Origin of the sequence: Rhizobium sp. CFBP 8752 (assembly GCF_014842035.1) — a bacterium.
Taxonomy (GTDB): Bacteria; Pseudomonadota; Alphaproteobacteria; order Rhizobiales; family Rhizobiaceae; genus Neorhizobium; species Neorhizobium soli.
In genome coordinates, this window is sequence record NZ_JACYUZ010000001.1 from 1,819,881 (window position 1) to 1,844,291 (window position 24,411).

24 protein-coding genes and 1 tRNA gene are annotated in these 24,411 nt (G+C 60.1%); 7 read left to right on the forward strand and 18 right to left on the reverse strand.

Annotated features, from left to right (window positions below; all coding sequences use genetic code 11):
- Nucleotide 1 precedes the first annotated feature (1 nt).
- The 5 genes from IFT59_RS08755 to IFT59_RS08775 all read right to left on the reverse strand — a co-directional run bounded on the left by IFT59_RS08755 (nucleotide 2) and on the right by IFT59_RS08775 (nucleotide 6,061).
- Nucleotides 2–1,786 carry a gamma-glutamyltransferase family protein gene (locus tag IFT59_RS08755; protein ID WP_092662138.1) on the reverse strand — a complete coding sequence of 595 codons (1,785 nt, stop codon included), beginning with the start codon at nucleotides 1,784–1,786 and terminating at the stop codon, nucleotides 2–4.
- A gap of 39 nt (nucleotides 1,787–1,825) precedes the next feature.
- A complete protein-coding gene (locus IFT59_RS08760; RefSeq protein WP_162728346.1) occupies nucleotides 1,826–2,698 on the reverse strand; it encodes an ABC transporter permease in 873 nt (290 codons plus the stop codon).
- The gene (locus IFT59_RS08765; protein ID WP_192086643.1) at nucleotides 2,695–3,642 is read right to left on the reverse strand and encodes an ABC transporter permease; all 948 of its coding nucleotides are present in this window, start codon (nucleotides 3,640–3,642) and stop codon (nucleotides 2,695–2,697) included. The genes IFT59_RS08760 and IFT59_RS08765 overlap by 4 nt, the downstream gene beginning before the upstream one ends.
- A 64-nt stretch (nucleotides 3,643–3,706) precedes the next feature.
- Nucleotides 3,707–5,215, reverse strand: coding sequence for an ABC transporter substrate-binding protein (locus IFT59_RS08770; protein WP_192086644.1), 1,509 nt, complete (start codon nucleotides 5,213–5,215; stop codon nucleotides 3,707–3,709).
- 78 nt (nucleotides 5,216–5,293) lie between these two features.
- Complete coding sequence (locus tag IFT59_RS08775; RefSeq protein ID WP_113110955.1) at nucleotides 5,294–6,061, reverse strand: FadR/GntR family transcriptional regulator; 768 nt, start codon at nucleotides 6,059–6,061, stop codon at nucleotides 5,294–5,296.
- Between the two features lie 235 nt (nucleotides 6,062–6,296).
- Here IFT59_RS08775 and sthA point away from each other — a divergent pair, with 235 nt between their 5' ends.
- Nucleotides 6,297–7,796: a Si-specific NAD(P)(+) transhydrogenase gene (gene sthA, locus IFT59_RS08780; RefSeq protein ID WP_245341497.1), complete on the forward strand. Its 1,500-nt coding sequence runs from the start codon at nucleotides 6,297–6,299 to the stop codon at nucleotides 7,794–7,796.
- Nucleotides 7,797–7,918: 122 nt separating this feature from the next.
- On the opposite strand, the gene rpsD is transcribed toward sthA, so the two are convergent.
- From rpsD to IFT59_RS08810, 6 genes are all read right to left on the reverse strand, one after another.
- Nucleotides 7,919–8,536 (reverse strand): 30S ribosomal protein S4, encoded by a 618-nt coding sequence (gene rpsD / locus IFT59_RS08785; RefSeq protein ID WP_062457482.1) that lies wholly within the window; start codon nucleotides 8,534–8,536, stop codon nucleotides 7,919–7,921.
- Nucleotides 8,537–8,759: 223 nt separating this feature from the next.
- Nucleotides 8,760–10,283, reverse strand: a complete 1,524-nt coding sequence (locus tag IFT59_RS08790) for an ATP-binding protein (RefSeq protein WP_192086645.1) — start codon at nucleotides 10,281–10,283, stop codon at nucleotides 8,760–8,762.
- Between the two features lie 112 nt (nucleotides 10,284–10,395).
- Nucleotides 10,396–11,034: a LysE family translocator gene (locus IFT59_RS08795; RefSeq protein ID WP_192086646.1), complete on the reverse strand. Its 639-nt coding sequence runs from the start codon at nucleotides 11,032–11,034 to the stop codon at nucleotides 10,396–10,398.
- A 61-nt stretch (nucleotides 11,035–11,095) separates the two neighbouring features.
- Nucleotides 11,096–11,893 carry a glutamate racemase gene (gene murI / locus IFT59_RS08800; RefSeq protein WP_192086647.1) on the reverse strand — a complete coding sequence of 266 codons (798 nt, stop codon included), beginning with the start codon at nucleotides 11,891–11,893 and terminating at the stop codon, nucleotides 11,096–11,098.
- Nucleotides 11,877–12,716, reverse strand: coding sequence for an RNA methyltransferase (locus IFT59_RS08805; protein WP_113110958.1), 840 nt, complete (start codon nucleotides 12,714–12,716; stop codon nucleotides 11,877–11,879). Before IFT59_RS08805 ends, murI begins: the two co-directional genes overlap by 17 nt.
- Before the next feature lie 81 nt (nucleotides 12,717–12,797).
- Nucleotides 12,798–13,328 (reverse strand): hypothetical protein, encoded by a 531-nt coding sequence (locus tag IFT59_RS08810; RefSeq protein ID WP_062457497.1) that lies wholly within the window; start codon nucleotides 13,326–13,328, stop codon nucleotides 12,798–12,800.
- A gap of 242 nt (nucleotides 13,329–13,570) precedes the next feature.
- Between IFT59_RS08810 and IFT59_RS08815 the strand changes: the two genes are divergently transcribed.
- The 3 genes from IFT59_RS08815 (at nucleotide 13,571) to IFT59_RS08825 (ending at nucleotide 15,872) form a co-directional block, all read left to right on the forward strand.
- Nucleotides 13,571–14,785, forward strand: a complete 1,215-nt coding sequence (locus tag IFT59_RS08815; RefSeq protein WP_062457500.1) for an NADP-dependent isocitrate dehydrogenase — start codon at nucleotides 13,571–13,573, stop codon at nucleotides 14,783–14,785.
- Between the two features lie 73 nt (nucleotides 14,786–14,858).
- On the forward strand, nucleotides 14,859–15,308 hold the full coding sequence (locus IFT59_RS08820; RefSeq protein ID WP_062457504.1) for a GNAT family N-acetyltransferase: 450 nt from the start codon (nucleotides 14,859–14,861) through the stop codon (nucleotides 15,306–15,308).
- Nucleotides 15,309–15,551: 243 nt separating this feature from the next.
- On the forward strand, nucleotides 15,552–15,872 hold the full coding sequence (locus IFT59_RS08825; RefSeq protein ID WP_430243864.1) for a hypothetical protein: 321 nt from the start codon (nucleotides 15,552–15,554) through the stop codon (nucleotides 15,870–15,872).
- A gap of 76 nt (nucleotides 15,873–15,948) precedes the next feature.
- Here the strand turns inward: IFT59_RS08825 and IFT59_RS08830 are convergent, their stop codons facing one another.
- The 3 genes from IFT59_RS08830 to IFT59_RS08840 all read right to left on the reverse strand — a co-directional run bounded on the left by IFT59_RS08830 (nucleotide 15,949) and on the right by IFT59_RS08840 (nucleotide 19,473).
- Nucleotides 15,949–17,571: an ABC-F family ATP-binding cassette domain-containing protein gene (locus tag IFT59_RS08830; RefSeq protein WP_062457506.1), complete on the reverse strand. Its 1,623-nt coding sequence runs from the start codon at nucleotides 17,569–17,571 to the stop codon at nucleotides 15,949–15,951.
- A gap of 186 nt (nucleotides 17,572–17,757) precedes the next feature.
- The gene (gene tig / locus IFT59_RS08835; RefSeq protein WP_062457509.1) at nucleotides 17,758–19,242 is read right to left on the reverse strand and encodes a trigger factor; all 1,485 of its coding nucleotides are present in this window, start codon (nucleotides 19,240–19,242) and stop codon (nucleotides 17,758–17,760) included.
- A 146-nt stretch (nucleotides 19,243–19,388) separates the two neighbouring features.
- Nucleotides 19,389–19,473: transfer RNA gene (locus IFT59_RS08840), tRNA-Leu, on the reverse strand.
- Nucleotides 19,474–19,868: 395 nt separating this feature from the next.
- Here IFT59_RS08840 and IFT59_RS08845 point away from each other — a divergent pair.
- The 3 genes from IFT59_RS08845 (at nucleotide 19,869) to trmFO (ending at nucleotide 22,004) form a co-directional block, all read left to right on the forward strand.
- Entirely contained in the window at nucleotides 19,869–20,015 is a 147-nt protein-coding gene (locus IFT59_RS08845) for a DUF1127 domain-containing protein (protein ID WP_082471897.1), read from the forward strand.
- A 258-nt stretch (nucleotides 20,016–20,273) separates the two neighbouring features.
- Entirely contained in the window at nucleotides 20,274–20,417 is a 144-nt protein-coding gene (locus IFT59_RS08850; protein WP_082471896.1) for a DUF1127 domain-containing protein, read from the forward strand.
- 165 nt (nucleotides 20,418–20,582) lie between these two features.
- Nucleotides 20,583–22,004 (forward strand): methylenetetrahydrofolate--tRNA-(uracil(54)-C(5))-methyltransferase (FADH(2)-oxidizing) TrmFO, encoded by a 1,422-nt coding sequence (trmFO, locus tag IFT59_RS08855; protein ID WP_192086649.1) that lies wholly within the window; start codon nucleotides 20,583–20,585, stop codon nucleotides 22,002–22,004.
- Nucleotides 22,005–22,008: 4 nt separating this feature from the next.
- Here the strand turns inward: trmFO and IFT59_RS08860 are convergent, their stop codons facing one another.
- From IFT59_RS08860 to yajC, 4 genes are all read right to left on the reverse strand, one after another.
- A complete protein-coding gene (locus tag IFT59_RS08860) occupies nucleotides 22,009–22,488 on the reverse strand; it encodes a hypothetical protein (RefSeq protein ID WP_342366082.1) in 480 nt (159 codons plus the stop codon).
- Between the two features lie 90 nt (nucleotides 22,489–22,578).
- The gene (locus IFT59_RS08865) at nucleotides 22,579–23,445 is read right to left on the reverse strand and encodes a phytoene/squalene synthase family protein (RefSeq protein ID WP_113166256.1); all 867 of its coding nucleotides are present in this window, start codon (nucleotides 23,443–23,445) and stop codon (nucleotides 22,579–22,581) included.
- Nucleotides 23,446–23,448: 3 nt separating this feature from the next.
- Nucleotides 23,449–23,835, reverse strand: a complete 387-nt coding sequence (locus IFT59_RS08870) for an Mth938-like domain-containing protein (protein WP_062457520.1) — start codon at nucleotides 23,833–23,835, stop codon at nucleotides 23,449–23,451.
- 59 nt (nucleotides 23,836–23,894) lie between these two features.
- A complete protein-coding gene (gene yajC, locus IFT59_RS08875; protein WP_062457522.1) occupies nucleotides 23,895–24,248 on the reverse strand; it encodes a preprotein translocase subunit YajC in 354 nt (117 codons plus the stop codon).
- Nucleotides 24,249–24,411: the final 163 nt, after the last annotated feature.

The window sequence follows — 24,411 nt, forward strand, 5'->3', positions numbered from 1 at the left end:
TTCACCGTCCAATTGCGTAGGCTTGCATCAGGCGCGGTGTTGCGGCCGCCCTCAGCAGACCGTCTGCATCGCGACGCGCAGCCGTCAGGCGGCCGACCGTCCATGGATCGGCGACGGTGACCTTGTGGCCGCGACGACGGAGGTCTTCGAGTGCGGCTTCACCTATATTGCTCTCGACCATGATCTCGCCCGGAGAGCTCGTGCGCGGATAGAACGAACCGGGGAAATGCGAGGTGTGGAACAGCGGCATGTCGATCGAGGCCTGCAGGTTCTTGCCGTGATGGGCGTAGCGCAGGAAGAACGGCAGCTGCCACTGGTCCTGCTGGTCGCCGCCGGGTGTGCCGAACACCATGGAGGGTTTACCCTGATAGAGAGCGAGCGACGGCGTCAGCGTCGTGCGCGGGCGTTTTCCCGGCGCAAGCGACGTCGGCAAGCCTTCCTTCAGCCAGAACATCTGGGCACGCGAGTTGAGCGCAAAGCCGAGACCCGGAACGATCGGCGACGACTGCAGCCAGCCGCCCGACGGTGTGGTCGAAACCATGTTGCCCCAGCGATCGATGACGTCGATATGCACCGTGTCGCCGCGCTTTTCGGTGAGGTGCGACATGGTCGGCTCGTAAACCGTGCCGGTGCCGCTCATCTCAGCCAGCATCGCCATCGTCGCATCGACCTGGCGCTCATAGCCCGGAACCGTGCCGGGGCGCAGTTCCATCGAAGCGGTGCTGCCGATCAGCTTCCGCCGCTCGCTGTTGTAGCCTTCCGACAGGAGGTATTCGGTCGGGATCTGGCTGAATTCCGGATCTCCGTAATAGACCTCGCGGTCGGCAAACGCGAGCTTCATCGCCTCGACCACCGTATGGACGAAATCGGGACCGGCCGGATCCATCGCCTCGAGATTGAAGCCTTTTAGAAGCGCCAGCGACTGCAGCAGCACCGGCCCCTGCCCCCAGGCCGGCGTCTTGGCGATCGTCCAGTCCTGGTAATCGAGCGTTTGCGGCGCTTCGATGGTGGCGCTCCAGTTGGCCATGTCGTCGGCGGTGAGCACGCCCTTGTGCTTGGAACCGCTCGCGTCCATCACCTCGGCAGTCTTCAGATAGGTGTCGATCGCCTCGGCCACGAAGCCGCGGTAGAATGCGTCGCGGGCTGCCTGGACCTGTTCCTCGCGTCCGGATTTGGCTTCCGATTCGGAGATGATCCGCTTGTAGGTTTCGGCGAGAACGGGGTTCCTGAAATTGGAGAGTGCTTCCGGCGCAACGCCACCCGGCAGCCATGTCTCATAGGATGTCGGCCATTCCTTCCGGAAGAATTCAGCCAGGCCCTTGATCGTGTTCGACACGCGCGGAAGCACCGGATGGCCATGCTCGGCGTAGTAGATCGCCGGCTCCAGAACCTCGCGAACGGTCATCGTTCCATAGTCGCGCAGCATGAGCATCCAGCCGTCGAATGCGCCGGGAATGACGGTCGAGAGAAGGCCGTCGCCCGGAATGAGCTTCAGACCTTCCGACGTATAGTGCTCGATGGTGGCACCGGCCGGCGCCGGCCCTTGAGCGCAGATGACTTCGACCTTGTCGGTCTTCTTCGAGTAGAAGACGGCCGGCATGTCGCCGCCCGGGCCGCACAGATGCGGTTCGACAATCTGCAGAACGAAGCCCGTCGCGACCGCTGCGTCGAAGGCATTGCCGCCCTTTTCGAGGATCGCCATGCCGACGGCGGAGGCAATCCAGTGGGTGGAGGTGACGACACCGAAGGTGCCGAGGATTTCGGGGCGCGTGGTGAATTCGGTCATTCCAGGTATTCCTTGTATAATTCTCTTGTCCGCCGGGCGTTACGCCTCGCGCGGATCCAGTGCATCGCGCAGGCCGTCGCCAAGAAGGTTGAAGCCGATGACGACGAGGAAGATTGCAATCCCTGGCCACATGGCCATCCACGGTGCCTGGCTCAGAAAGTTCTTGGCCGTGTTCAGCATCGAACCCCAGCTCGGGGCCGGTGCCTGCTGACCGAGGCCGAGGAAGGACAGGCTGGCTTCGGCGATGATGGCGGTCGCCACCGTCAAGGTCGCCTGAACGATGATCGGGGCAAACACGTTCGGCAGGATGTAGCGGGTCATGATGTCGACGTGGTTGAGACCGATCGAGCGTGCCCCTTCAACGTAATCCTCCGTCTTCACCGCCAGCACCTGGCCGCGGGTCAGCCGCACGAAGACCGGCATGGCAGACAGGCCGATGGCGATCATTGCGTTGGTGAGGCTTGGGCCGAGGAAGGCGGCAAGCGCGATCGCGGTGATCAGGAACGGCATGGCCAGCAGCGCTTCGGTGACGCGTTGGATGACCTGATCGACCCAGCCGCCGAAATAACCTGACAGCAGTCCGAACGGCACGCCGATGGCAACCGCGATGGCAACGGAGACGACCCCTGCCATCAGCGAGGCACGGGCGCCCCAGATCATCCGCGACAGGATATCGCGGCCGAGATCGTCGGTGCCGAGCCAATGGGCGGCGGACGGCGCCTTGCGCAGTGCCGACCAGCTGGTCGCGATCGGGTCGGCAATCGGCAGGATCGGCGCGGCAATGGCAAGGATCGCGAAAAAGGCGATGATCACCATGCCGACCATCGATCCGCGGTTGGCGCGCATCTTGCGCCATGCCCTGCTTTTCTGGCGCGGCTTTGCGATCGGTGCAGTCTGTTCGATAGCGGTCATAGCGTTGCCCTCAGGCGGGGGTTGAGGAGAACGTAGAGAATATCGGCAATCAGGTTCATGACGATAAAGCCGATGGCCGTGCACATGACGATGCCCTGGACGACGGCATAGTCGCGGGTAAACACTGCATCGACGGTCAGCTTGCCGAAGCCCGGGATGGTGAAGATCTGCTCCGTGAGGACGGCACCACCGAGCAGCTCGCCGAACAGCAGCGCCGACAGGGTGATGATCGGCAGAAGCGCGTTGCGGAACGTGTGGCTGAGGATGACTTCGCGCGGCGACAGTCCCTTGGCGCGGGCAGTGCGGATATAGTCGGAGCTCAACACGCCGAGCATGGCCGAGCGGGTATGACGCATCAGCTGCGCGGCGAGCGCCGTCGACAGGACGAAGGCCGGCATGATCATGGTTTTGAGCGAGCGGACGGGATCGACGAAGATCGATTCGTAGCCGGATGCCGGCAGCCAGCCGAGATTGACCGAGACAAGCAGGATCAGCATGATTCCCAGCCAGAAATTCGGGATCGAGAGGCCAGACAGCGCGACGACATTGGCGACGTAATCGAGCGTCCGGTTCTTGTAGACCGCTGCCAGAATGCCGGCCGGGATACCGATCAGCATGGCCAGGATCATGGCCATGACCGCGAGCTGGATCGTGACCGGCAGTTTCTGGCCGATCAGTTCCAGCACCGGCTGGTTGGTGCGCAGCGAGACGCCCAAGTCGCCGACCAGGATGCCGCCAACCCAGGAGAGATACTGGGTGATGATGGGATCGTTGAGATGATATTTTTCGCGCAGGAATTCGATCGTCGCGGGATCCCGCTCTTCACCGGCCATGGCGAGGATCGGATCGCCCGGCAGCAGTTTCTGCAGCGAGAAGACGAAGATCGAGATGATCAGCAGGGTCGGGATCGCGACCAGCAGGCGCTTTCCGATATAGACAGGCATGGCATCGCCCTCGTGATTTCAGGTGACCGCGCGGAATGTCTTCCGCGCGGTATGCGATGGGAAATTACTTCTTGGAGACGCCAAGGAAGCGCATCATGCCATCCGGCGACGGCACGAAACCTTCGACCTTGTTGGAAATGGCATAGGCGTAGGGCTGATGGCCGAGGTAGATGATCGGCATGTCGTCGTTGAGGATGACGCCTGCGGCATCGTACTTTTCCTTGCGGACCGCTTCATCCGGCGATGTGCGGGCTTCATTCAGGAGCTTGTCGACTTCCGGATTGCAGTACTTCACGTCGTTGATGCCGCCCTTGCAGGTGACGAACTGGTGCAGGTTGCCATCGGGATCGATACGGCCCGACCAATCGGAGCGGCTGAGCTGGTAGTTGCCGGCCGTCTGTTCCGACAGAAGCGTCGCAAATTCGGTTGCCTTCAGCGTGACGTTGAAGCCCGCTTCCGCCACCATCGACTGGATGACCTGCATCATCTGGGTCTGGGTGGTGCTGTTGGCGTGCTGCAGCTCGATGTCGAGCGTCTCGTGGCCCGCTTCCTTCATGAGCTGCTTCGCCTTTTCGATATCGCGCGCCGGCACCGGCAGGTTCTTGTTGAACCAGGGGCTGGACGACGGGAACGGCTGGTTACCGGCAAGCGACGTGCCTTCGAAGACGATCTGGCCGATTGCTTCGCGGTCGATCGCCAGCGAGAAGGCCTGGCGAAGGCGCTTGTCCTTGCCGAGCGGGTTGTCCGCACGGGGACCGTTGGCGAGGTTGACATACATCGCCATGTAGCCCGGGCCGATGACGTCGGCATAGGTGAGGTTCGGGTCGCTCTTGACCGATCCGGCATCGGACGCCGAGATGCGCTCGGCGATATCGAGGTCACCCGACCGCAGGTTGGCGAGCTTTACGGTCGTGTCCGGGATTGGCAGATAGGTGATCTTGTCGACGAGGATCCGGTCCTTGTCCCAGTAGTCGGCGAACTTCTCGAGCACGATACGGTCCTGCTGGATGCGCTCGACAAATTTGAAAGGACCGGCGCAGACGGGCTTCGAGCCGAAATTGGCACCGAGTTCCTTGGCGGCCTTCGGCGCAACGATCATGCCGGCACGGTCGGAAAGCTGGGCAAGAAGCGTCACGTCCGGAGACTTCAGCGTGAACTTGACTTCAAGCGGACCGCTGGCCTCGACCTTGGCGACCGAGGAAAGCTCGCTCTTGCGGCGCGACTCCGGCAGCGTCATGTTGCGCTCGATCGTTGCGACGACGGCTGCGGCATCCAGCGTTTCGCCGTCGTGGAACTTGACGCCGTCGCGGATCTTCATGGTGAGCACCGTGCCGCCTTCAGACCAGTTCCATTCGGTCGCAAGCTGCGGAATGATCTTCATATCCTGCGAGATGTCGACCAGCTTATCGCACATCGCGGTATAGACGATGCGGCCGACGAAGGTGCGCGACTGCGCCGGATCGAGAACGTCGGCATCGTCATTGAGACCGATGCGCAATTCGCTCGCCATGGCAGGCAGAGACATGATCGCGCTGGCGAGCAGTGCGGCAGTGAGCGTGGAAAATTTCTTCATCATTGTTCCTCTGGTCCATTCAGGTTTGTCGGTCATTGTTCTTGTTGGCCGGCCTTTGTGGCCGGCAGTCTGGGATGGCTAGGACGCAACGCTGAGCGTGTCGTCGTCGCGGATACCGATCTGCTCGCCTTCCGGCGAATGGTCATCGAGGGCCTCGAGCGAGGTGGCCCGGATCAGCCGCTCCTGGTGCATCAGAAGATGCTCGCGCATCGCCTCGCCTGCCCGGCCCGGATCGCGGGCGGCGATGGCGTCGACGATTGCGATATGCTGCTGGTACGACGTGCGGCCATTGGTTCCGGTCTTGCGCGCACGCTCACGAATGGATTGCCACGCGGCATCCTGACGGATGCGGTTGACCACGTCGAAGATCGACAGGAACAGCTTGTTGCCGGCGCTTTGCGCGATCTGGCGGTGCAGCGATCCATCCCAGAGTTCCTTGGAATCCGCATCCGAACTCTGGCCGGTCTTGTCTGCCAGGTAGCGCATGCGCTCGATTTCGGCGGGCTTTGCACGCATCGCTGCAAGCTGGGCGAGCTGTGGCTCCAGGCGAAGGCGAACCTCCATGATTTCCATGATGTCGGTACCGGCAACCAGCGCGTCGACGTGGTCGCTCCATCCGTCAGGCTTTTCGCCGACAAAGGTTCCGGCACCCTGGCGGCGCCAGATCAGCCCCTCCGACTCGAGCACCTCAAGCGCCCGTCGAACAGCACGGCGCCCGACATTGAGCGTTTCAGCAAGCGCCCGCTCCGTCGGCAGCCGCCCTTCCGCTCCGAATTTCTCCGAGTGAATCAGATCGCGGAGCTTCTCCAACGCGTAGTAGGAATTGTCTTGGGGTTCGGTCTGCATTGAACGTACCATTGTCCGGACCAATTCATGATTGGTTCGAATGAAAGACATTTCCCGGCGAGGGTCAAGACGTTTTTTGTGCATCCTATTTTTCTGCACAAAACATACGCAACCCGAGACAGCCGTTCTACGCTTGCGGCCTTTCCTGCAATCAAACATTCAGAATAGATTGGTAGGAGACGACGGAGGTAGGCTATTGCAGCGTAACAGCGGGATTCGAGAAGCGGAGCAGTCCATGAACCAGTACGACCTCATTGTTGTCGGCAGCGGCCCTGCCGGTCGCCGCGCAGCCATTCAAGCCGCCAAGCTCGACCGGAAAGTGCTCGTCATCGAGCAGGGCCGACGGGTAGGCGGCGTTTCCGTGCATACCGGCACCATCCCGTCGAAGACGCTGCGAGAAACCGCGCTGAACCTCTCCGGCTGGCGCGAGCGCGGTTTCTACGGCCGATCCTACAGGGTCAAGGAAGAGATCAGTGCCGAGGACCTTCGCCGCCGGTTGCTGATCACGCTCGACCATGAAGTCGAGGTGCTCGAACACCAGTTCGCCCGCAACCGCGTCCAGCACCTTCGTGGCAAGGCGAGCTTTCTGTCGACCGATACGATGGAGGTGCTGAAGGACGACGGAGAAGCGGTTCAGGTCAAAGCCAAAAGCATCCTGCTTGCTGTCGGCACGCGCCCGTTCCGCCCCGACTACATGCCCTTCGACGGCAAGACGGTCATCGACAGCGACGAACTGCTCGAAATCGAAAAACTGCCGCGCTCGATGGTCGTCATCGGTGCCGGCGTTATCGGTATCGAATATGCGACTATCTTTTCCGCGCTCGACACCGCCGTCACGGTGATCGACCCGAAGGCGACGATGCTCGACTTCATCGACAAGGAGATCATCGAGGATTTCACCTACCAGCTGCGCGACCGCAACATGAAGCTGTTGCTGGGCCAGAAGGTCGAGAAGGTGGAGCACCTTCCCGACGGCAAGGTCTCGGTCACGATCGATACCGGCCGTAAGATCATCACCGACATGGTGCTGTTTGCCGCCGGCCGCATGGGCGCGACCGACAGCCTCAACCTGGCAGCAGCCGGCCTCGACGCCGATAACCGCGGCCGTCTGAAGGTCAATCCGGAAACCTTCGAGACCTCCGTCCCCGGCATCTATGCCGCGGGCGATGTCATCGGCTTTCCGAGCCTTGCCTCGACATCGATGGAACAGGGCCGAATTGCCGCTCGCGTCGCCGTCGGCGCAATTGCCAAGGAGCCACCGAAGTATTTTCCCTACGGGATCTACGCCGTGCCGGAGATTTCGACCTGCGGCCTGACGGAAGAGGAAATGAAGGAGCGCGGCATTCCCTACGAATGCGGTATCGCCCGTTTCCGCGAGACTTCGCGCGGCCACATCATGGGCCTCGACCACGGCATGCTGAAGCTGATCTTCTCTCTGAAGACGCGACGTCTCCTCGGCGTGCACATCATCGGCGAGAACGCCACCGAACTCGTGCATATCGGCCAGGCGGTTCTCAACCTGAAGGGCACCGTCGAGTACTTCGTCGAGAACACCTTCAACTACCCGACGCTTGCGGAAGCCTACAAGATCGCCGGGCTTGACGCGTGGAACCGGATGGGCGAGCTGCCGAAGGGCGACGCACAACACGAGACGGTCCAGCTGACGGATACCAACACGTCGACTACCGTCGAGACGTCGGTTAAGTCGGAAAAGAAGAAAACCTCTTCCAGGTAAGAATGACCGGAAGAGACAAGCAAAAAGCCGCCCCGAAAGGAGCGGCTTTTTTGTGGGTCCGACATGACACCAGATACAAAAATGGCCCCTCTCGGGGCCATTTGTCTGAAATGGTGTCGCTGTTAACGCGAGTAGAATTCGACGACCAGCGACGGTTCCATGATGACCGCGTAGGGTACATCGGCCAGGCTCGGGATGCGAGCGAAGGTGGCAACCATCTTGTTGTGATCGACTTCGATGTAGTCAGGAACGTCGCGTTCTGCGAGCGAAACGGCTTCCAGAACGGTGACCATCTGCTTCGACTTCTGGCGAACTTCGACAACGTCGCCAGCCTTGCAGCGGTACGAACCGATGTTGACCTTGACGCCATTGACCGTGACGTGGCCGTGGTTGACGAACTGACGAGCAGCGAACACGGTCGGAACGAACTTTGCGCGGTAGACGATGGCGTCCAGACGCGATTCCAGCAGGCCGATCAAGTTTTCACCGGTGTCGCCCTTGCGGCGGTTGGCTTCTTCATAGATCGCGCGGAACTGCTTCTCGCGGATGTCGCCGTAGTAGCCCTTCAGCTTCTGCTTGGCGCGCAGCTGCACACCGAAGTCGGAAAGCTTGCCCTTGCGGCGCTGACCGTGCTGGCCAGGACCGTATTCGCGGCGGTTAACCGGCGACTTCGGGCGGCCCCAGATGTTTTCGCCCATACGGCGATCGATTTTGTACTTAGACGATTCGCGCTTGCTCATCGTATTTCCTTTCAGAAAGTTACACCGGTTCGTTGCCGAACCGGATGAAGGAAACACGCCCTCCTCTGAACCTCGATTTAGAGGTTCTGACAGGCTTCTCACGAAAAGCGTTCGGAGAGTGCCACGGGACATGTCGTTGAAACACCCGGTGTTGCCACCGGGCGTTGGCGGGTCTTTAGGCGGCTGTCATCAAAATGTCAACAGCAGCCGGGTCGCTGCGGGCTTATTCCGCAGCAATCTTGAGATCGCCCTCATCAGGCGCTTCGGCACTGCCGGGCGCCGTTTCCGCCTGCAGCTCCGGAAACGCGACGATGCGCTTGCCGGTGAAGTCGGAATGGACCACGACCAGCCCCTGCTCTTCAAAGTAGCCCAGCAGACGGCGTGCGCGGCGCGCGGAGTGCGTGCCGTAGGCGCGGGCAATCCGTGCATCGGACGGGCATGGTTCGCCGCCGAGCGCCGCCTTTGCCATCATCAGAAACACGCCCTGAAGGTCATCCGAAACACTGTTCGACATGGACAGCACCGTCGTCCAGGCTTCGCTCGAGGCCATCGCAGCATCGACCCCGGAACGGGCAATCGCCGTGCGGCGGCGGAAGTCGCTGAGCGACAGCGGCGGGCCCGGCAGACGACGCATGCGGGCGCGAACGAGGAAGTCCTGATAGAGAACCGCGTCCGTCCGATAGGCCGATTGCGGATCGTCGAGGATCTCGGCCATGACCGCCATCAGCCGATCCTCACGCTCCTCGACCGTAAGCACGGGCACCGGCGTCCGCGGCTCGGCGGCAGCCGGCTGAAGGGAAGCAGGCGTCGAGCGCGAGAGTTCCGCCAGAATATCGGTGGTCGGCCGTGGCGCCGGCACCTGGCGGCGGTTCGCCGTCAAAGGCCGGGTGAATTCTTCTGGATCCGGCGTGAAGATGAGACCTTCGACATCCAGATGCGCATCCGGCAGCGGCATCAGCTTCGGGCTGGACGAACGGGCCGATGTCTCGACATTGCCGATGATGATCGGCAGCGGCCGCCGCGACAGAGCCGGGCCGAGCGCGACGAAGTTGCCGCGCTTCAGATCGCGGAACATTTCCGCTTGACGCCGATCCATGCCGAGCAGGTCCGCGGCGCGGGCCATGTCGATATCAAGAAACGTGCGACCCATGAGGAAGTTGGAGGCCTCGGCTGCGACGTTCTTCGCAAGCTTTGCCAGGCGCTGCGTGGCAATGACACCGGCCAGCCCGCGCTTACGGCCACGGCACATCAGGTTGGTCATCGCCCCGAGCGACATCTTGCGGGCATCTTCGGAGACGTCGCCCCCGACGGATGGCGCAAACATCTGGGCTTCGTCGACCACGACCAGAACCGGATACCAGTAGTCGCGATCGGCATCGAACAGGCCGTTCAAAAAGGCGGCGGCGGCACGCATCTGCTCTTCGAGATCAAGCCCCTCGAGCGTGAGGACGCAGGACACGCGGTTCTTGCGGATACGGTTGGCAATGCCCGCGAGTTCGGCTTCGGTGCGCTCGCCATCGACGACGACATGACCGTATTTGTCGGCCAGCGTGACGAAATCACCTTCCGGATCGATCACGACCTGCTGGACCCACGGCGCTGACTGTTCCAGCAGCCGCCGCAGAAGATGCGATTTCCCGGAGCCAGAATTGCCCTGGACGAGGAGACGCGTTGCCAGAAGCTCCTCGATATCGAGCTTGGCCGGATCACCCCCGGTCAGAGTTCCCATATCGATGCCGACCTGCAATGCCTTACCTCGTATGCCGTCTACACGCGGTCAAAGACCGCCCAAACATTCTCACTAACAGAGAAAGGGATTCGTTTCGCCGTGCAAGAGAGGAAATGCACAGGCTTTGCGGTCAGGCCGCCGCCCGCTTGAAGCCGAGCGACAAAAGCCCTGCCCCGATCATCAGCGATCCACCGGTCCGGTTGACTATTTTCTGCACCCGTGGCCTGCGGATCTGGTTGCGGGCCAAGGAGGCGAGAAGCCCGTAGAGCGTGGCGTTGATCGTCGCCAGAACCAGAAACGTCACCTCGAAAACAGCCATCTGAAAGAACAGCGGTTTTGACAGATCGAGAAACTGCGGCAGGAAGGCGACGAAGAACACGATGCCCTTCGGATTGAGCGCGGTGACCACGTAGGTGTGCAGCAGGATGCGCAACGGTCTGGCTTGCGGCAGCTCCCCCTCGCCGGCTGCGACCTCTGGATCCATCACGGGTGCGCGCCACAGTTTGATGCCGAGATAGATCAGATAGGCGGCGCCCACCCATTTGAGGATCGTGAACAGCATCGCAGACGTGGCGAGCAAGGCGCCCAACCCCAGCATCGAGGCGGTCATTGCCGTGAAGTCCCCGAGTGCCACGCCAGCGACTGTCGCGGTCGCCACCTTTCGCCCGTGCGTCATCGCATAGGAGATGACGAGCAGGATCGTCGGTCCGGGAATGGCCAGAAGAATCGTGGATGCGGCGACGAAGGCCAGCCAGTTTTCAATCGACATCGTGTCTGCTCCTGATCCGGTAGGCCGAGCAAGCCACCGAATTTAGCCGATGACAAGAGGGCTAGACCCGCAAACCAAACCCTTGCATCAGACGCTGCGTGGCAAAATCCGGATTGCCCGACGTGAACACCGCGAAGTCGAACTCGCCGGGGTATTGCACACCATCCAGAAGCGGCACCTTGCGCCGGGCCTGTCGGGCGATCGCCTCGGCCGGATCGAGCCAGTCGACCGGCCAGGGTGCCAGGCGGCGGAACAGGTTCGCCATGAAGGGATAATGCGTACAGGCGAGAACGACGATATCGGTCTTGCGGCCGTCCTTCTCGACGAAGCAGGGCATGATTTCGGCTAGGACAGCGTCGTCCGACAGGGTCTCGCCGCGGATATAGGCTTCCGCCATGCGGGCCAGATTTTCCGATCCGACAAGCCTCACGTGACACTGCGTGGCAAAGGACTGGATCAGATCACGCGTATAGGCGCGCTTGACGGTGCCGGGCGTTGCGAGGACGGACACGAGGCCGGATCTGGTTCGCTCGGCTGCAGGCTTGATAGCCGGCACGGTGCCGACGAAGGTCATCTCGGGGAAGCGCTCACGAAGCGCCGCTCCCGCCAGGGTGAAGGCGGTATTGCAGGCGATGATGGAGATTTCCGGCTGGTAGTCGTTCAGCAGGCGCTCGAACTGGGACAGGATCCGCGCCGTCAGCGCCTCCTCCTCCCATCCGCCGTAAGGGAAACCAGCGTCGTCGGCGACATAGATGAAGCCGCGCTCCGGCATCAGCACCCGCGCCTCACGCAGCACAGTCAGTCCGCCGATGCCCGAATCGAACATCAGCACTGGCTTCAGGTCATTCGTCGTCGCCATTGCCTTCGATCTCCCCGGTCACGTCGGCCTTCTTCTGCCTCGGCGTCGTTTTTCGTGGCCACTGACGAGGAAACGCATCCAGCGATTTGATCACGCCGCGAAACACGCTGACTTCCTGCTCCGAAAAGCTCCGCCGCGACAGGACCGCGCGCAGATTGTCGATCATCTTCGGCTTCTTCTCAGGCGGATGGAAGTAACCTCGGGCATCGAGCGCTTCCTCGATCTGCTCGAACATGCCGAACACTTGGTCCTTCGTCGAGGGCCGCTGCTCGATCGGCTGGAAGCGGGTTTCCTCGATATCGTCCATGCCGGATTTCATCCAGTCATAGGACATCAGCAAAACCGCCTGGGCGATATTGAGCGAGGCGAAGGCCGGATTGACCGGGAAGGTGACGATCTCGTCGGCGAGCGCCACCTCTTCGTTGCTCAAACCCCAGCGTTCGCGGCCAAACAGAATGCCGGTCTTTTCACCTGCCTTGAATTTCTCACGCAATGTGGACGCCGCATAGACCGGTGACCGAACGGGCTTGAAGCCGTAGCGTTCGCGCGCCGTCGTGGCATAGACGAAGTTCAGGTCGCGGGTCGCGTCTTCCAGCGTCTCGAAGACGACGGCTCCATCGATGACGTGGTCAGCCTTCGACGCGGCAGACCTCGCCTTCTCGTTTGGCCAACCATCACGAGGACTGACGAGGCGCAGTTCCGCCAAGCCGAAATTGGCCATGGCGCGCGCCACCATGCCGATGTTTTCGCCCAGTTGCGGTTCCACCAGAATGATGGCCGGGCCCTCGGCAATGAGCTCGCGCTCGCTATTCGTACCTGACATCGCTTAATCCCAACAATTTTAGGCTGGGCAGATAGCCGCCGGATGGATGAAGAGCAAGGCTTTCAGAAGGTTTGCTTCCCTCTACTCGCCCTTGGCGATCGATTGCATCTCTTCAACGAGCGAATCGCTTTCATTCTCGACAACGCGGTGGATGTCCTTGATGACCGGCTTGCCGTCTTCCTCGATCACGTCGAAATGCACTTCCGAAACGCTGTCCTTCATTTCCGCATCATCGATGCAGGCCCACTGCTTGAACGTGACCTTCACATCCGACACGCCATTTGCCGCCGGTGCCGGCACGATGGTGACGTCCTTCAGCGGGCAGCCGTCCTGCGAACTCGTGACGACGTCGTAGCCGAACGGATCGCCGGGGGCATTGTTTTCGGTTTCGTAAGCGGGGTGCTTGGACGCTTCCGAGTAGGCAGTCTGGAACGACTTGCTAAAATTCTGCTGGATCGGCTCGGGATCGAACAGCGACTTCCAGTCACTATCAACCGTATTCCAGTTGTCTTCGGTGATCTTCATCACCGCCTTTACCGGATCGGTCACATCCGCCGCCAGAACGCCGGTGGAAATCAGGGTGAAGAGAGAAAGAAGCGGGAGTATCCGCATATCATAGATCCAGTGCTGCGATGAGTTTTGGCGGACATTACGCCGCGCCCGATGTTTGGCAATGCTCAATCTTGAGGGCCAATTTCAGGCAGTATGATGATGGCGAGCGCATGTTCCAATTTTCTAACCGAATCGCGCCATATCAGACCGCACCATCTTTGCGTTCTCTTCCCCGCGATGCTATAGCGCCCCCGTTGATCATTTTTGAGGCCTAAACGGCCCATTACGGCAAGAGGAAGTCCATGCAGAAGATCAAGGTAGCGAACCCGGTCGTCGATCTCGACGGCGACGAGATGACCCGTATCATATGGCAGCTCATCAAGGACAAGCTGATCCTTCCCTATCTCGATCTCGACATCGAATATTACGACCTTTCCGTCGAGAACCGTGATGCGACGAACGACCAGGTCACCGTCGATGCGGCTCACGCAATCAAGAAGCACGGCGTCGGCATCAAGTGCGCGACGATCACGCCGGACGAAGACCGCGTGAAGGAATTCAATCTCAAGCAGATGTGGAAGAGCCCGAACGGCACGATCCGCAACATCCTCGGCGGCGTTATCTTCCGCGAGCCGATCATCTGCCAGAACGTACCGCGCCTCGTTCCCGGCTGGACCAAGCCGATCGTCGTCGGCCGTCACGCTTTCGGCGACCAGTACAAGGCGACCGATTTCAAGTTCCCCGGCAAGGGCAAACTGACGATCAAGTTCGTCGGTGAAGACGGCCAGGTTATCGAGAAGGACGTGTTTGACGCCCCAGGCGCGGGCGTTGCCATGGCAATGTACAACCTCGACGAATCGATCCGCGAATTCGCGCGCGCTTCGATGATGTACGGCCTGATGCGCAAGTGGCCGGTCTACCTGTCGACCAAGAACACCATCCTCAAGGCCTATGACGGCCGCTTCAAGGATATCTTCGAAGAAGTCTACCAGGCTGAATTCAAGGCGAAGTTCGCCGAAATCGGCATCACCTACGAACACCGCCTGATCGACGACATGGTCGCATCGGCTCTGAAGTGGTCCGGCGGTTACGTCTGGGCGTGCAAGAACTACGACGGTGACGTCCAGTCCGACACGGTTGCACAGGGCTTCGGCTCGCTCGGCCTGATGACCTCGGTTCTCTTGTCGCCGGATGGCCGCACGGTCGAAGCCGAAGCTGCGCATGGCACCGTGACGCGTCACTACCGCCAGCACCAGAAGGGCCAGGAAACCTCGACGAACTCGATCGCCTCGATCTTCGCCTGGACTCGTGGCCTCGCGCACCGTGCGAAGCTGGATGACAACGCCGAACTGGCAACCTTTGCCACCACGCTCGAAACCGTCTGCGTCGACACGGTCGAACAGGGCTACATGACCAAGGATCTGGCGCTTCTGATCGGCCCGGAGCAGCCTTGGCTGTCCACGACTGCCTTCCTCGACAAGATCGATGAAAACCTGAAGACGGCCATGGCTGCCTAAGCTTCATCTCTTCAGTAGAATTCGACAAACGGCGGGGTATACTCCCCGCCGTTTCTGTTTTTTGCTCGAGGAGATGCCCGTGACGACAATCCGCCCGCTTGAGCCTGCCGACCGTGCCGCTTGGGAACCCCTGTTCAGAGCCTATCTCGAGTTCTACGAGTCGGAACTGCCTAAAGAACAGTACGACATCACGTGGTCCCGCTTTCACCATGATGACGAGCCCCTGCAGGCACTTGGCGCTTTCGACGAGAACGGGCAGATGGTCGGCATCGTGCATGTCGTCTTCCACCGCTCGACCTGGTTACCTGACATGACCTGCTATCTGCAGGACCTCTACGTCGACAGCAGCCAGCGTGGACGCGGCGTGGGGGAAGCCCTGATCGAAAAGGTGGCGCTGCTCGCGCGCGACCAGAATGCCGGTCGGCTCTACTGGCTGACGCAGGAAGACAACACAGCCGCGAGGCGTCTCTATGACCGGGTCGCGGTTGCCCCTGGGTTTATCCAGTATCGCAAACCGCTCTGAGCGGCGCTTACAGCACAGCGGCTTAAACCGGACTTTCAGCAGTATTCCTGCCGGGTTTCACAGCGATATCTCGCGTTCCGCCGATGACACCGACAATGCTGCACGGCTTAATTAGTTGCGGTTTATCAATACTCTACAATTAATGATGAACCAACATGCTAGTTGTCTGCGGTTATGGAAATGATAGATGTTCCCTACCCCAATTCTGGGTTGAGGGACACTACCGTGAGAAAGACTGTACTTATTGCCGCCGCTGCATTGGCAGCTCTTTTTGCATGCACCACTACATCCAACGCCTCGGATCTCGTCTTTACCTTGAAGAACCGGACCAGCGGCACGCTTGAGCGTTTCTATACGTCGCCCGTCGGTGTTGACGACTGGGAAGAAGATGTATTCGGCAAGGATGTTCTCGAGCCCGGCGAGAGTATCGAGATCACCATCGCTGACGGTCGCAGGGTCTGCAAATACGATCTGCGCTTCGAATTCACCGAGGATTCAGGCCTCGAGGACCTCGAAGACTCGCAGGATCTCTGCAAGATGGGATCCTACACGATCCACGAATGACACCGTGCCTACATCACCACCCGGTGATGTAGGCTGCTCGTTCTTACTTCCTCACGATGCGTCGGTTGGTCCAGGATCAGCTTGCGAGACCCGGCGCCTCGTAACCCGTGCGTTCGACATATTCCGTGTAGCCGCCATCGAAACGATGAACGCCGTCCGCGGTCACTTCCAACACCCGGTTGGACAGCTCGGCCAGAAAATGCCGGTCATGGCTGACGAACAGCATCGTGCCGTCATAGTCGGCGAGCGCCTTGATCAGCATTTCCTTGGTATCGAGATCCAGGTGGTTGGTGGGCTCGTCCAGCACCAGGAAATTCGGCGGATCAAACAGCATGGCCGCCATGACGAGACGGGCCTTTTCTCCGCCGGACAGAACCCGGCATCTCTTCTCCACGTCATCGCCCGAAAAGCCGAAGCAACCGGCAAGGGTTCGAAGCGCGCCCTGCCCGGCCCGTGGGAACTCGGACTCCAGCCATTCGAACACTGTCTGCTCGCCATCCAGCACATCCATGGCATGCTGGGCAAAATAGCCCATCTTGACACTGGCGCCGATCGCGACGGATCCGACGTCGGGCGCCGCCGAACCGGCGATCAGCTTCAGAAGCGTCGATTTGCCGGCGCCGTTGATCCCCATGATGCACCAGCGTTCCTTGCGGCGGATCATGAAATCCAGTCCGTCATAGATCACACGGCTGCCATAGGCCTTGTGGACACCCTTGAGGTTTGCAACATCCTCACCGGAACGCGGTGCCTGCTGAAATTCGAAGGCGACCGTCTGGCGGCGACGCGGCGGTTCCACCCGCTCGATCTTGTCGAGCTTCTTCACACGGCTCTGCACCTGGGCTGCGTGCGACGCGCGCGCCTTGAAGCGTTCGATGAACTTGATCTCTTTCGCCAGCATCGCCTGCTGCCGCTCGAACTGCGCCAGCTGCTGCTTCTCGTTCTGCGCCCGCTGCTGTTCGTAGAAGCCGTAATCGCCGGCATAGGTGTTGAGCGAGCCGGCATCGATCTCGATGATCTTGTTGACGATGCGGTTCATGAACTCGCGGTCATGCGAGGTCATCAGCAAGGCACCGTCGTAGTTCTTGAGGAACTCCTCAAGCCAGATCAGGCTTTCCAGATCCAGATGGTTGGACGGTTCGTCCAGCAGCATCACGTCCGGGCGCATCAAGAGGATGCGGGCAAGCGCCACGCGCATCTTCCATCCGCCGGACAGTTTGCCGACGTCGCCGTCCATCATCTCTTCGCTGAAGGAGAGGCCTGCCAGAACCTCGCGGGCGCGGCTCTCCAGGCCATAGCCGTCCAGCTCCTCATAACGAGCCTGCACCTCGCCATAGCGATCGATGATGGCATCCATCTCGTCCATCCGGTCGGGATCGACCATCGCGGCTTCGAGCGAGCGCAGTTCGGCGGCGACACTGCTGACCGGCCCTGCCCCGTCCATCACCTCGGTGACGGCGCTGACGCCCGACATTTCTCCGACGTCCTGATTGAAGTAGCCGATCGTCACGTGCTTCTCAACCGTCACTTGGCCCTCGTCGGGCAGTTCCTGGCCGGTGATCATCCGGAACAGTGTCGTCTTGCCGGCACCGTTCGGACCGACAAGACCGATCTTCTCGCCGCGGTTCAGGGCCGCAGACGTCTCGATGTAGAGAATGCGGGAACTGTTGGACTTGCTGATATTCTCAATGCGGATCATGGCTGCCGGAAAGTGAGGACGCGTTCGGCGAGCCTTATGTCACGGGTCGCGCCGGATGTCGCGGGGTTTCATGATGCCATAACCGCAAGCATCAAGGTGTGTGGCTCAAGCAGCACTCGACAAACTGAAACGCAAAAGGCCGGGCAGTTTCCCGCCCGGCCTTTCGTCAATTCGTATTTGAGAAGATTATTCGGCGCTGTCTTCAGCGGCCTTCTTCTTCGGTGCTGCCTTCTTCTTCGGAGCAGCTGCTTCTTCGCCTTCTGCAGCCTCGGAAGCTTCAGCCTTTGCCTTCTTCGGCGAGGCCTTCTTCTTGGCAGGCTTGTCGGCGTCTTCGCCTTCTTCTTCGGCGAGCAACTCTTCCTTCGTCACGGTCTTGTCGGTGACCTTGACCTCAGACAGGAGATGGTCGACGACCTTTTCTTCAAAGATCGGGGCACGCAGCGAAGCGGAAGCGCCTGGGGTGTTGCGGAAGAAATCGAGGATTTCCTTCTGCTGGCCCGGGAACTGCTGCAGCTGTGCGTAGAGTGCACGCTGCATTTCTTCCTCGGTTACTTCGACGCCGGCCTTTTCGCCGATTTCGGAGAGAACCAGGCCGAGACGGACGCGACGTTCGGCCAGCTTGCGATATTCTTCGCGTGCTTCTTCCTCAGTCGTTTCTTCGTCTTCAAACGTCTTGCCCGACTGCTGCAGATCGGTGTTGATCTGGCGCCAGATGTTGTCGAACTCGGCGTCAACGAGGCCCTGCGGCGCGTCGAACTTGTACATCTCGTCGAGCTGGTCGAGGATCTGACGCTTGACCTTCTGACGCGTGACGTTGCCGTACTGGCTTTCGATCTGGCCGCGGACGATTTCCTTCAGACGATCGACCGATTCGATGCCAAGCGTCGAAGCAAGTTCGTCGTTGATCTCGACGGCAGCCGGAGCAGCGATGTCCTTGACGGTGATGTCGAAGGTCGCGTCCTTGCCAGCCAGGTTCGGAGCCGGATATTCGGACGGGAAGGTCACGGTGATCTGCTTTTCGTCGCCCGACTTGACGCCGACCAGCTGGTCTTCGAAGCCCGGGATGAAGCGACCGGAACCGATGACCAGTTCTGCGTCTTCAGCAGTGCCGCCATCGAAGGCTTCGCCATCGACCTTGCCGAGGTAGTTCATGGTGACGCGATCGCCTTCAGCGGCAACGCCATCCTTTGTCTCGAACGTGCGGGCGCTTTCGGCGATCTTGAGGATCTGCTCGTTGACTTCGTCTTCCGACACTTCAACGACTTCGCGCTCGACGGTGATACCGTCAGTCGACTTCAGCTCGATCGGCGGGATCACTTCATAGGTCAGGGTGAATTCGAAATCAGCCTGTGCATTGAGGATCTTTTCGGCTTCCGCCTCGTCTTCGGTCATCGATACCGAAGGCTGCGTTGCCGACTTCTCGCCGCGCTCGGAGAGAATCTTGGTGGGGCGTTCGCGGACGATCTCGTTGACGAGATCAGCCATGATCGACTTGCCATAGGTCTTCTTGAGGTGGGAAAGGGGCACCTTGCCCGGACGGAATCCGTTGATGCGAACCTTGTCCTTGGCGTCGGCCAGACGAACGTTGAGCTCAGCTTCCATATCCTGCTTAGGGATAACGACCTTGATTTCGCGCTTCAGCCCTTCAGCGAGCGTTTCGGTAACCTGCATTTTTATACCTTCTTATCGTGGCGGCGGCGCCCATACAGCCGTTCGTGTTTTTCGTGAGCACACCACCGGAACTAAAAAGTGACCAGCCGCGGCTTTCATAAGCAGCGCGTCCTGCCGTTACCGGCGAACAGCGCGTCCAGCGATCCTGGTGCGGGTAGAGAGACTTGAACTCCCACGCCTTGCGGCACCAGAACCTAAATCTGGCGTGTCTACCAATTTCACCATACCCGCGCCCCTAGGCATCGAAACTCTAGCGGCCAGAGGCCTTCCGGAGCGCGCGTCTCTATAACACCCGTTTTCCTACACGCAAAGGAAAAATGAAGGTTTGTGACGCCTGTTTGATGATGATCAGAAGGGAGACTGCGTTCACCTCGGGTCGAGCTGGCAAAGCCGGACAGGAACGGCCCTACGCGCCTTCATTGTGGGTGTAATAGACGTAAAATTCAGCGCCTGATCAAATTACGGTCAGATACAGCTCGTTTCCGCACGATTCTTCTGCATGCAATGCAACAGATGCATAGGTGGCATACGAAATGCGCGCTTTTTCCTTCGCAGCGCAGCATTTAAAACGATTAGCAACGCAGCCGGAAGCAATTAGCCGGCATTGACCAACGAAGGAAACGACCATGAAAATCGCAAAGAAGCTGAACGACTGGCGCAAGTACCGCGAAACGGTTTCGGAACTCGGCCGCATGTCGGACCGCGAACTCTCTGACCTCGGTATTGGCCGCTCCGACATCCGTCGCGTTGCACGCACGGCAGTCGGCTTCTAAAATCTAAAGAACGACCAACGGTCTACCGTTTAAAAGCGCCTCCTTCGGGAGGCGTTTTTCGTTTGTGCATAGTGCTTCACGCAGCGAAACGGCTGCTGCTGCTTTTTCGTACGAAGCTGCAAAAAGCATCAACTCATTGCACAAACGCATGGCAGTCGCACATTTTTTGCACTGCACCTTTCGGCGCGTCTCACCTATATGAAGCTCATCGCCGGTGACGATAGATCACTGGGAAAAAGATGATTGAGGAAACACCAAATGAACCCGATCCGCATCGCTAAGAACTGGATCAGCTACCGCCGTACGATCAATGAACTCGGCAGCCTTTCCAACCAGGCGCTCAACGACATTGGTCTGACCCGCTACGACATCCGCGGCATCGCCGCTCGTTCCTTCCGTTAATCCATCCATTGTGATGGACCAGCGCGATATGATGTCGCGATGACGATAGAACGATAGTCGCAATGATCCGAAAAGATCAAAGAGACACCCAAGGAATGATCAGAGGCACCTTTTTAGGTGCCTTTTTGATTCCGGCCGTTCGAATGCCGTGATAATGAGCCGAACATGAGCACTATATCGAATTCGTCTACCCCTGCCCCAATCCACGTCGTCGGTGGCGGCCTTGCCGGCTCCGAAGCATCCTGGCAGATCGCTGAGGCCGGCATCCCCGTCATTCTCCACGAGATGCGCGGCGTGCGCGGCACCGATGCCCACCGCACGGACGGTCTCGCCGAGCTCGTCTGCTCGAACTCTTTCCGCTCCGATGATGCGACGGCCAATGCCGTCGGCGTCATTCATGCAGAAATGAGGCTGGCCGGCTCTTTGATCATGGCCTGCGCCGACAAAAATCAGGTCCCGGCTGGCGGCGCACTTGCGGTCGACCGCGACGGTTTCTCTCATGCAGTAACGCAGGCGATCGAAAACCATCCGCTGATCACCGTTGTGCGAGAGGAAATTCACGGTCTACCGCCGGCGGAATGGGACTTGGCCGTCGTCGCGACCGGTCCTCTGACGTCGCCCGATCTCGCAAAGTCGATCCAGGCCGAGACCGGAGAGGACCAGCTCGCCTTCTTCGACGCGATCGCGCCGATCGTCCACCGCGAATCGATCGATATGGATATCTGCTGGTACCAGTCGCGCTACGACAAGGTCGGGCCCGGCGGCACAGGCAAGGATTACATCAACTGCCCGCTCGACGAAGCGCAGTACAATGCCTTTCTCGATGCACTGATTGCGGGCGATACGGTCGGCTTCAAGGAATGGGAAGGCACGCCCTATTTCGATGGCTGCCTGCCGATCGAGGTCATGGCGGAGCGTGGGCGCGAAACGCTGCGCCACGGTCCGATGAAGCCGATGGGGCTTACCAATTCACACAATCCGACCGTCAAGGCCTATGCCGTCGTCCAACTGCGGCAGGACAATGCACTTGGCACGCTCTATAATATGGTCGGGTTCCAGACCAAGCTGAAGTATGGCGCGCAGGCCGAGATCTTCCGGATGATCCCGGGGCTGCAGAACGCGGAATTCGCACGGCTCGGCGGCCTGCATCGCAACACCTATATCCAGTCACCGATGCTGCTCGATCACTCGCTGACTTTGAAGAGCCGGCCGGGCCTGCGATTCGCCGGTCAGATCACCGGCTGCGAGGGCTATGTGGAGAGTTCGGCAATCGGTCTTCTGGCTGGTCGTTTTGCGGCTGCCGAGCGCAAGGGCGAAGAAATCGTCCCGCCGCCGGCGACAACGGCCTTCGGTTCTCTGCTTGGGCATATCACCGGGGGGCATCTGGTCCACGACGAAGAGCCCGGCAAACGGTCCTTCCAGCCGATGAATGTCAATTTCGGCCTGTTCCCGGATCTTGCTCCCGGCTCGATCGTCAAACCCGAAGGCGTCAAACGCTTTCGCGGCAAGGACAAGACGATCATGAAACGGCAGTTGATGTCGGTTCGCGCGCTGAAGGACTGCCGTGCGTGGCTGGGTATCGCTTAAAGGCCTAATCGGAGCGGCCGGTGTTTGAAGCCGGCTGCGGTTCGGCCGGAAGCTGTCGATCGGCAACGCTCACGTAATTGTCGAGAAGCCAAAGCGACACTTCTGCCGCCTCGTTTTCATTCTTGAACACGAAAGTTCCGTTCTGTGTCGGGGAGTCCAGGAATTCGGCCGAAAAGCCTTTCGGTTCGGGCGTCGGCGTGACCCGCACGCGGCCGGGCCGGATTACGTGGCATGCGAAATGATTGCCACGGTTGCGCATGATGCCTGACTTATTGTCGTGCAGTCGCACAAAGATCGTGTTCGCATCGGCTGTGCTGTGCAGGCTCCTGATGGCTTCGGCAGGATAGGCGCGACCGAATTCGAGTATCGCCAGTCCCATATCGTGAAGGCTGTCCTCGTCACTGTGCTTGACCAGGCGGGTAACATAAAAGGCCAAGGCCAGCATCACGCCGATGGCGATCGACCAAACTACCAAAGGGCTCAAGACTGCTTCTCCACTGATGGCAGATGCGCACCTGCCGATAGAGGGCATTTATCCCTCAAGGCTTGCGTGAAGCGTGGCGACTGGTGATTGCTAGAAGCGTTTGAGGACGGCGGCCTTCAGCATCTGCAACTGACGACGCCATTGGGGAGACTGCATGTCTCCGTCGAGAGCATCGGCACCCCGGCGTGAAGCGCGCTTCAGAACCGGCTCGACAAGCGCTACCGGCACGAAGGCCGGCACGAGCGCGGGCGGAACAGGACCGGCACGTCGTGCCTTGTCGAGATGCTCGAGGCCAAGGCCGGCAAAGGCCTGAATTGCTGCGGAAATGCGAGGTTTGTCGCTGCCGGCCAGAAAGCTGTCGCGGTCAAGACCGGTGGCAGCCAGAAGATCGAGCGGGAGGTAAAGCTGGTTGCGGCGCCGATGGATCGGCAAAAGCAGGATGAAACCGGCGATCGCCTGCGCAACACCCGCATGGCCGGCCGCCTGCGCGGACCTTGCGGCGTCTTCGGGCGAAAGGATGAGGCTTGCAAGCTGGATCAAAGCCGAGGCGGTTTCGCCAGCATAGCCTTCCAGCGCGTTGCGGTCAGTGAGCGGATCGTCGTAGAGATCGAAGATTCGCGCTTCCGTCATGGCGACAAGCGTCTGACGCGGCAGCCGATAGGTTTCGATCGCATCCTGCAGTCCCGCAGCGATCGGATTGCCGCCCGTGTCTCCCAGCCCGTCTGCCTGACTTCCACCCTCAAGGAAATCCCGCCACCATTGCAGGCGGATCTCTCCCGGGAGAGGATCGCGGACCATGTCCCGGACGCGCGCAATTTCGGCGTTGAAGGCGTAGAGCGCGGCGAGCGCCGGGCGCTTGTCTTCCGGAGACAGGAGGCATGCGAGATAGCGGTCGCGGTCCGTGTCTCGCAGCGTCGCGAGACAGAGTTCGCCATTCGTTGCACGATCGTCACTCATGGGTCAGACGGCAATCAGCGCGACGGCGACGGCACGGGATTCGGCGAGCATGATATTGTAGGTGCGCACGGCAGCACCGGTGCTCATCGGGTCGGAAGAGATGCCCTTCGCCTTCAATGCGGCTTTCACCTCGGCAGGTATCGGCTTCAGGTTCTGGCCCGTGCCGATCAGCAAGACCTCAATGCCTGAGGCTTCGTCGAGGACCTTGTAGAGGGAGGATACCGTAAGGGGCTCACCTTCGCTCAGATCCCAGCCGTGTATCCCTGAGGGAAGGCAGAGGATCGACCCGCGATGCGACATGTCGGCAAAACGGAAACCGCCATTGCCGTAGGCATCGATCTGGGCGCGACCGGGGAAATGGGCTTCGCGTATCTCGATCCCTTTTGCCATCACCGCGTCCTTGATTGATTAGAAAATGGAAAGGCCCGCCAGAGCGGGCCTGCCGGATGTCAGGACGCGGTGTCGGCCTTGACCGGCTCGCCCTTGACGCGGACTTCGGCGATGTAGGCGCGCATTGCGCGGACCTTGACGCCGTCGGCGATTTCGACTTCGACTTCGTTGTCATCGACAACCTTCGAAACCCGGCCGACGAGGCCGCCGCCAAGCACAACCTGGTCGCCACGGCGAATGCTCGTCAGGGTCTCCTGGCGTTTCTTAGCCTGGGCGCGCTGCGGACGGATCAGGAAGAAATACCAGACCACCATCAGAGGTGCGAAGAGCAGCACCATCTGCAGAATCGAGTCTGTTGCGGAAGCCGCCGGCGCCGCTCCACCCGCCTGCGCGAATGCCTCAGTAATGAACATCAAGAACTCCTAAACGATAAGCGGAGGCGCCGAGCCCCCTGTCATAAGCCGCCGGAATATAGTTGTGACACCGGGGAATGCAACAGAAAGCGGTCCTCCCGCGTACTGAATCCACGGCTCTACGGCTTTTGATGCAATAACGAGCATGTTACCTGCTGAAAAA

Coding starts and splice junctions, on each gene's coding strand:
- IFT59_RS08845 (WP_082471897.1), top strand. CDS start 19,869: ATGAAAATCGCAAAGAAGCTGAACGACTGGCGCAAGTACCGCGAAACG.
- IFT59_RS08815 (WP_062457500.1), top strand. CDS start 13,571: ATGCAGAAGATCAAGGTAGCGAACCCGGTCGTCGATCTCGACGGCGAC.
- trmFO (WP_192086649.1), top strand. CDS start 20,583: ATGAGCACTATATCGAATTCGTCTACCCCTGCCCCAATCCACGTCGTC.
- tig (WP_062457509.1), bottom strand. CDS start 19,242: ATGCAGGTTACCGAAACGCTCGCTGAAGGGCTGAAGCGCGAAATCAAG.
- IFT59_RS08795 (WP_192086646.1), bottom strand. CDS start 11,034: ATGTCGATTGAAAACTGGCTGGCCTTCGTCGCCGCATCCACGATTCTT.
- IFT59_RS08755 (WP_092662138.1), bottom strand. CDS start 1,786: ATGACCGAATTCACCACGCGCCCCGAAATCCTCGGCACCTTCGGTGTC.
- IFT59_RS08850 (WP_082471896.1), top strand. CDS start 20,274: ATGAACCCGATCCGCATCGCTAAGAACTGGATCAGCTACCGCCGTACG.
- murI (WP_192086647.1), bottom strand. CDS start 11,893: ATGGCGACGACGAATGACCTGAAGCCAGTGCTGATGTTCGATTCGGGC.
- IFT59_RS08830 (WP_062457506.1), bottom strand. CDS start 17,571: ATGATCCGCATTGAGAATATCAGCAAGTCCAACAGTTCCCGCATTCTC.
- IFT59_RS08760 (WP_162728346.1), bottom strand. CDS start 2,698: ATGACCGCTATCGAACAGACTGCACCGATCGCAAAGCCGCGCCAGAAA.
- IFT59_RS08820 (WP_062457504.1), top strand. CDS start 14,859: ATGCCCGTGACGACAATCCGCCCGCTTGAGCCTGCCGACCGTGCCGCT.
- IFT59_RS08770 (WP_192086644.1), bottom strand. CDS start 5,215: ATGAAGAAATTTTCCACGCTCACTGCCGCACTGCTCGCCAGCGCGATC.
- IFT59_RS08865 (WP_113166256.1), bottom strand. CDS start 23,445: ATGAGTGACGATCGTGCAACGAATGGCGAACTCTGTCTCGCGACGCTG.
- sthA (WP_245341497.1), top strand. CDS start 6,297: ATGAACCAGTACGACCTCATTGTTGTCGGCAGCGGCCCTGCCGGTCGC.
- IFT59_RS08805 (WP_113110958.1), bottom strand. CDS start 12,716: ATGTCAGGTACGAATAGCGAGCGCGAGCTCATTGCCGAGGGCCCGGCC.
- IFT59_RS08810 (WP_062457497.1), bottom strand. CDS start 13,328: ATGCGGATACTCCCGCTTCTTTCTCTCTTCACCCTGATTTCCACCGGC.
- IFT59_RS08870 (WP_062457520.1), bottom strand. CDS start 23,835: ATGGCAAAAGGGATCGAGATACGCGAAGCCCATTTCCCCGGTCGCGCC.
- IFT59_RS08775 (WP_113110955.1), bottom strand. CDS start 6,061: ATGCAGACCGAACCCCAAGACAATTCCTACTACGCGTTGGAGAAGCTC.
- rpsD (WP_062457482.1), bottom strand. CDS start 8,536: ATGAGCAAGCGCGAATCGTCTAAGTACAAAATCGATCGCCGTATGGGC.
- yajC (WP_062457522.1), bottom strand. CDS start 24,248: ATGTTCATTACTGAGGCATTCGCGCAGGCGGGTGGAGCGGCGCCGGCG.
- IFT59_RS08765 (WP_192086643.1), bottom strand. CDS start 3,642: ATGCCTGTCTATATCGGAAAGCGCCTGCTGGTCGCGATCCCGACCCTG.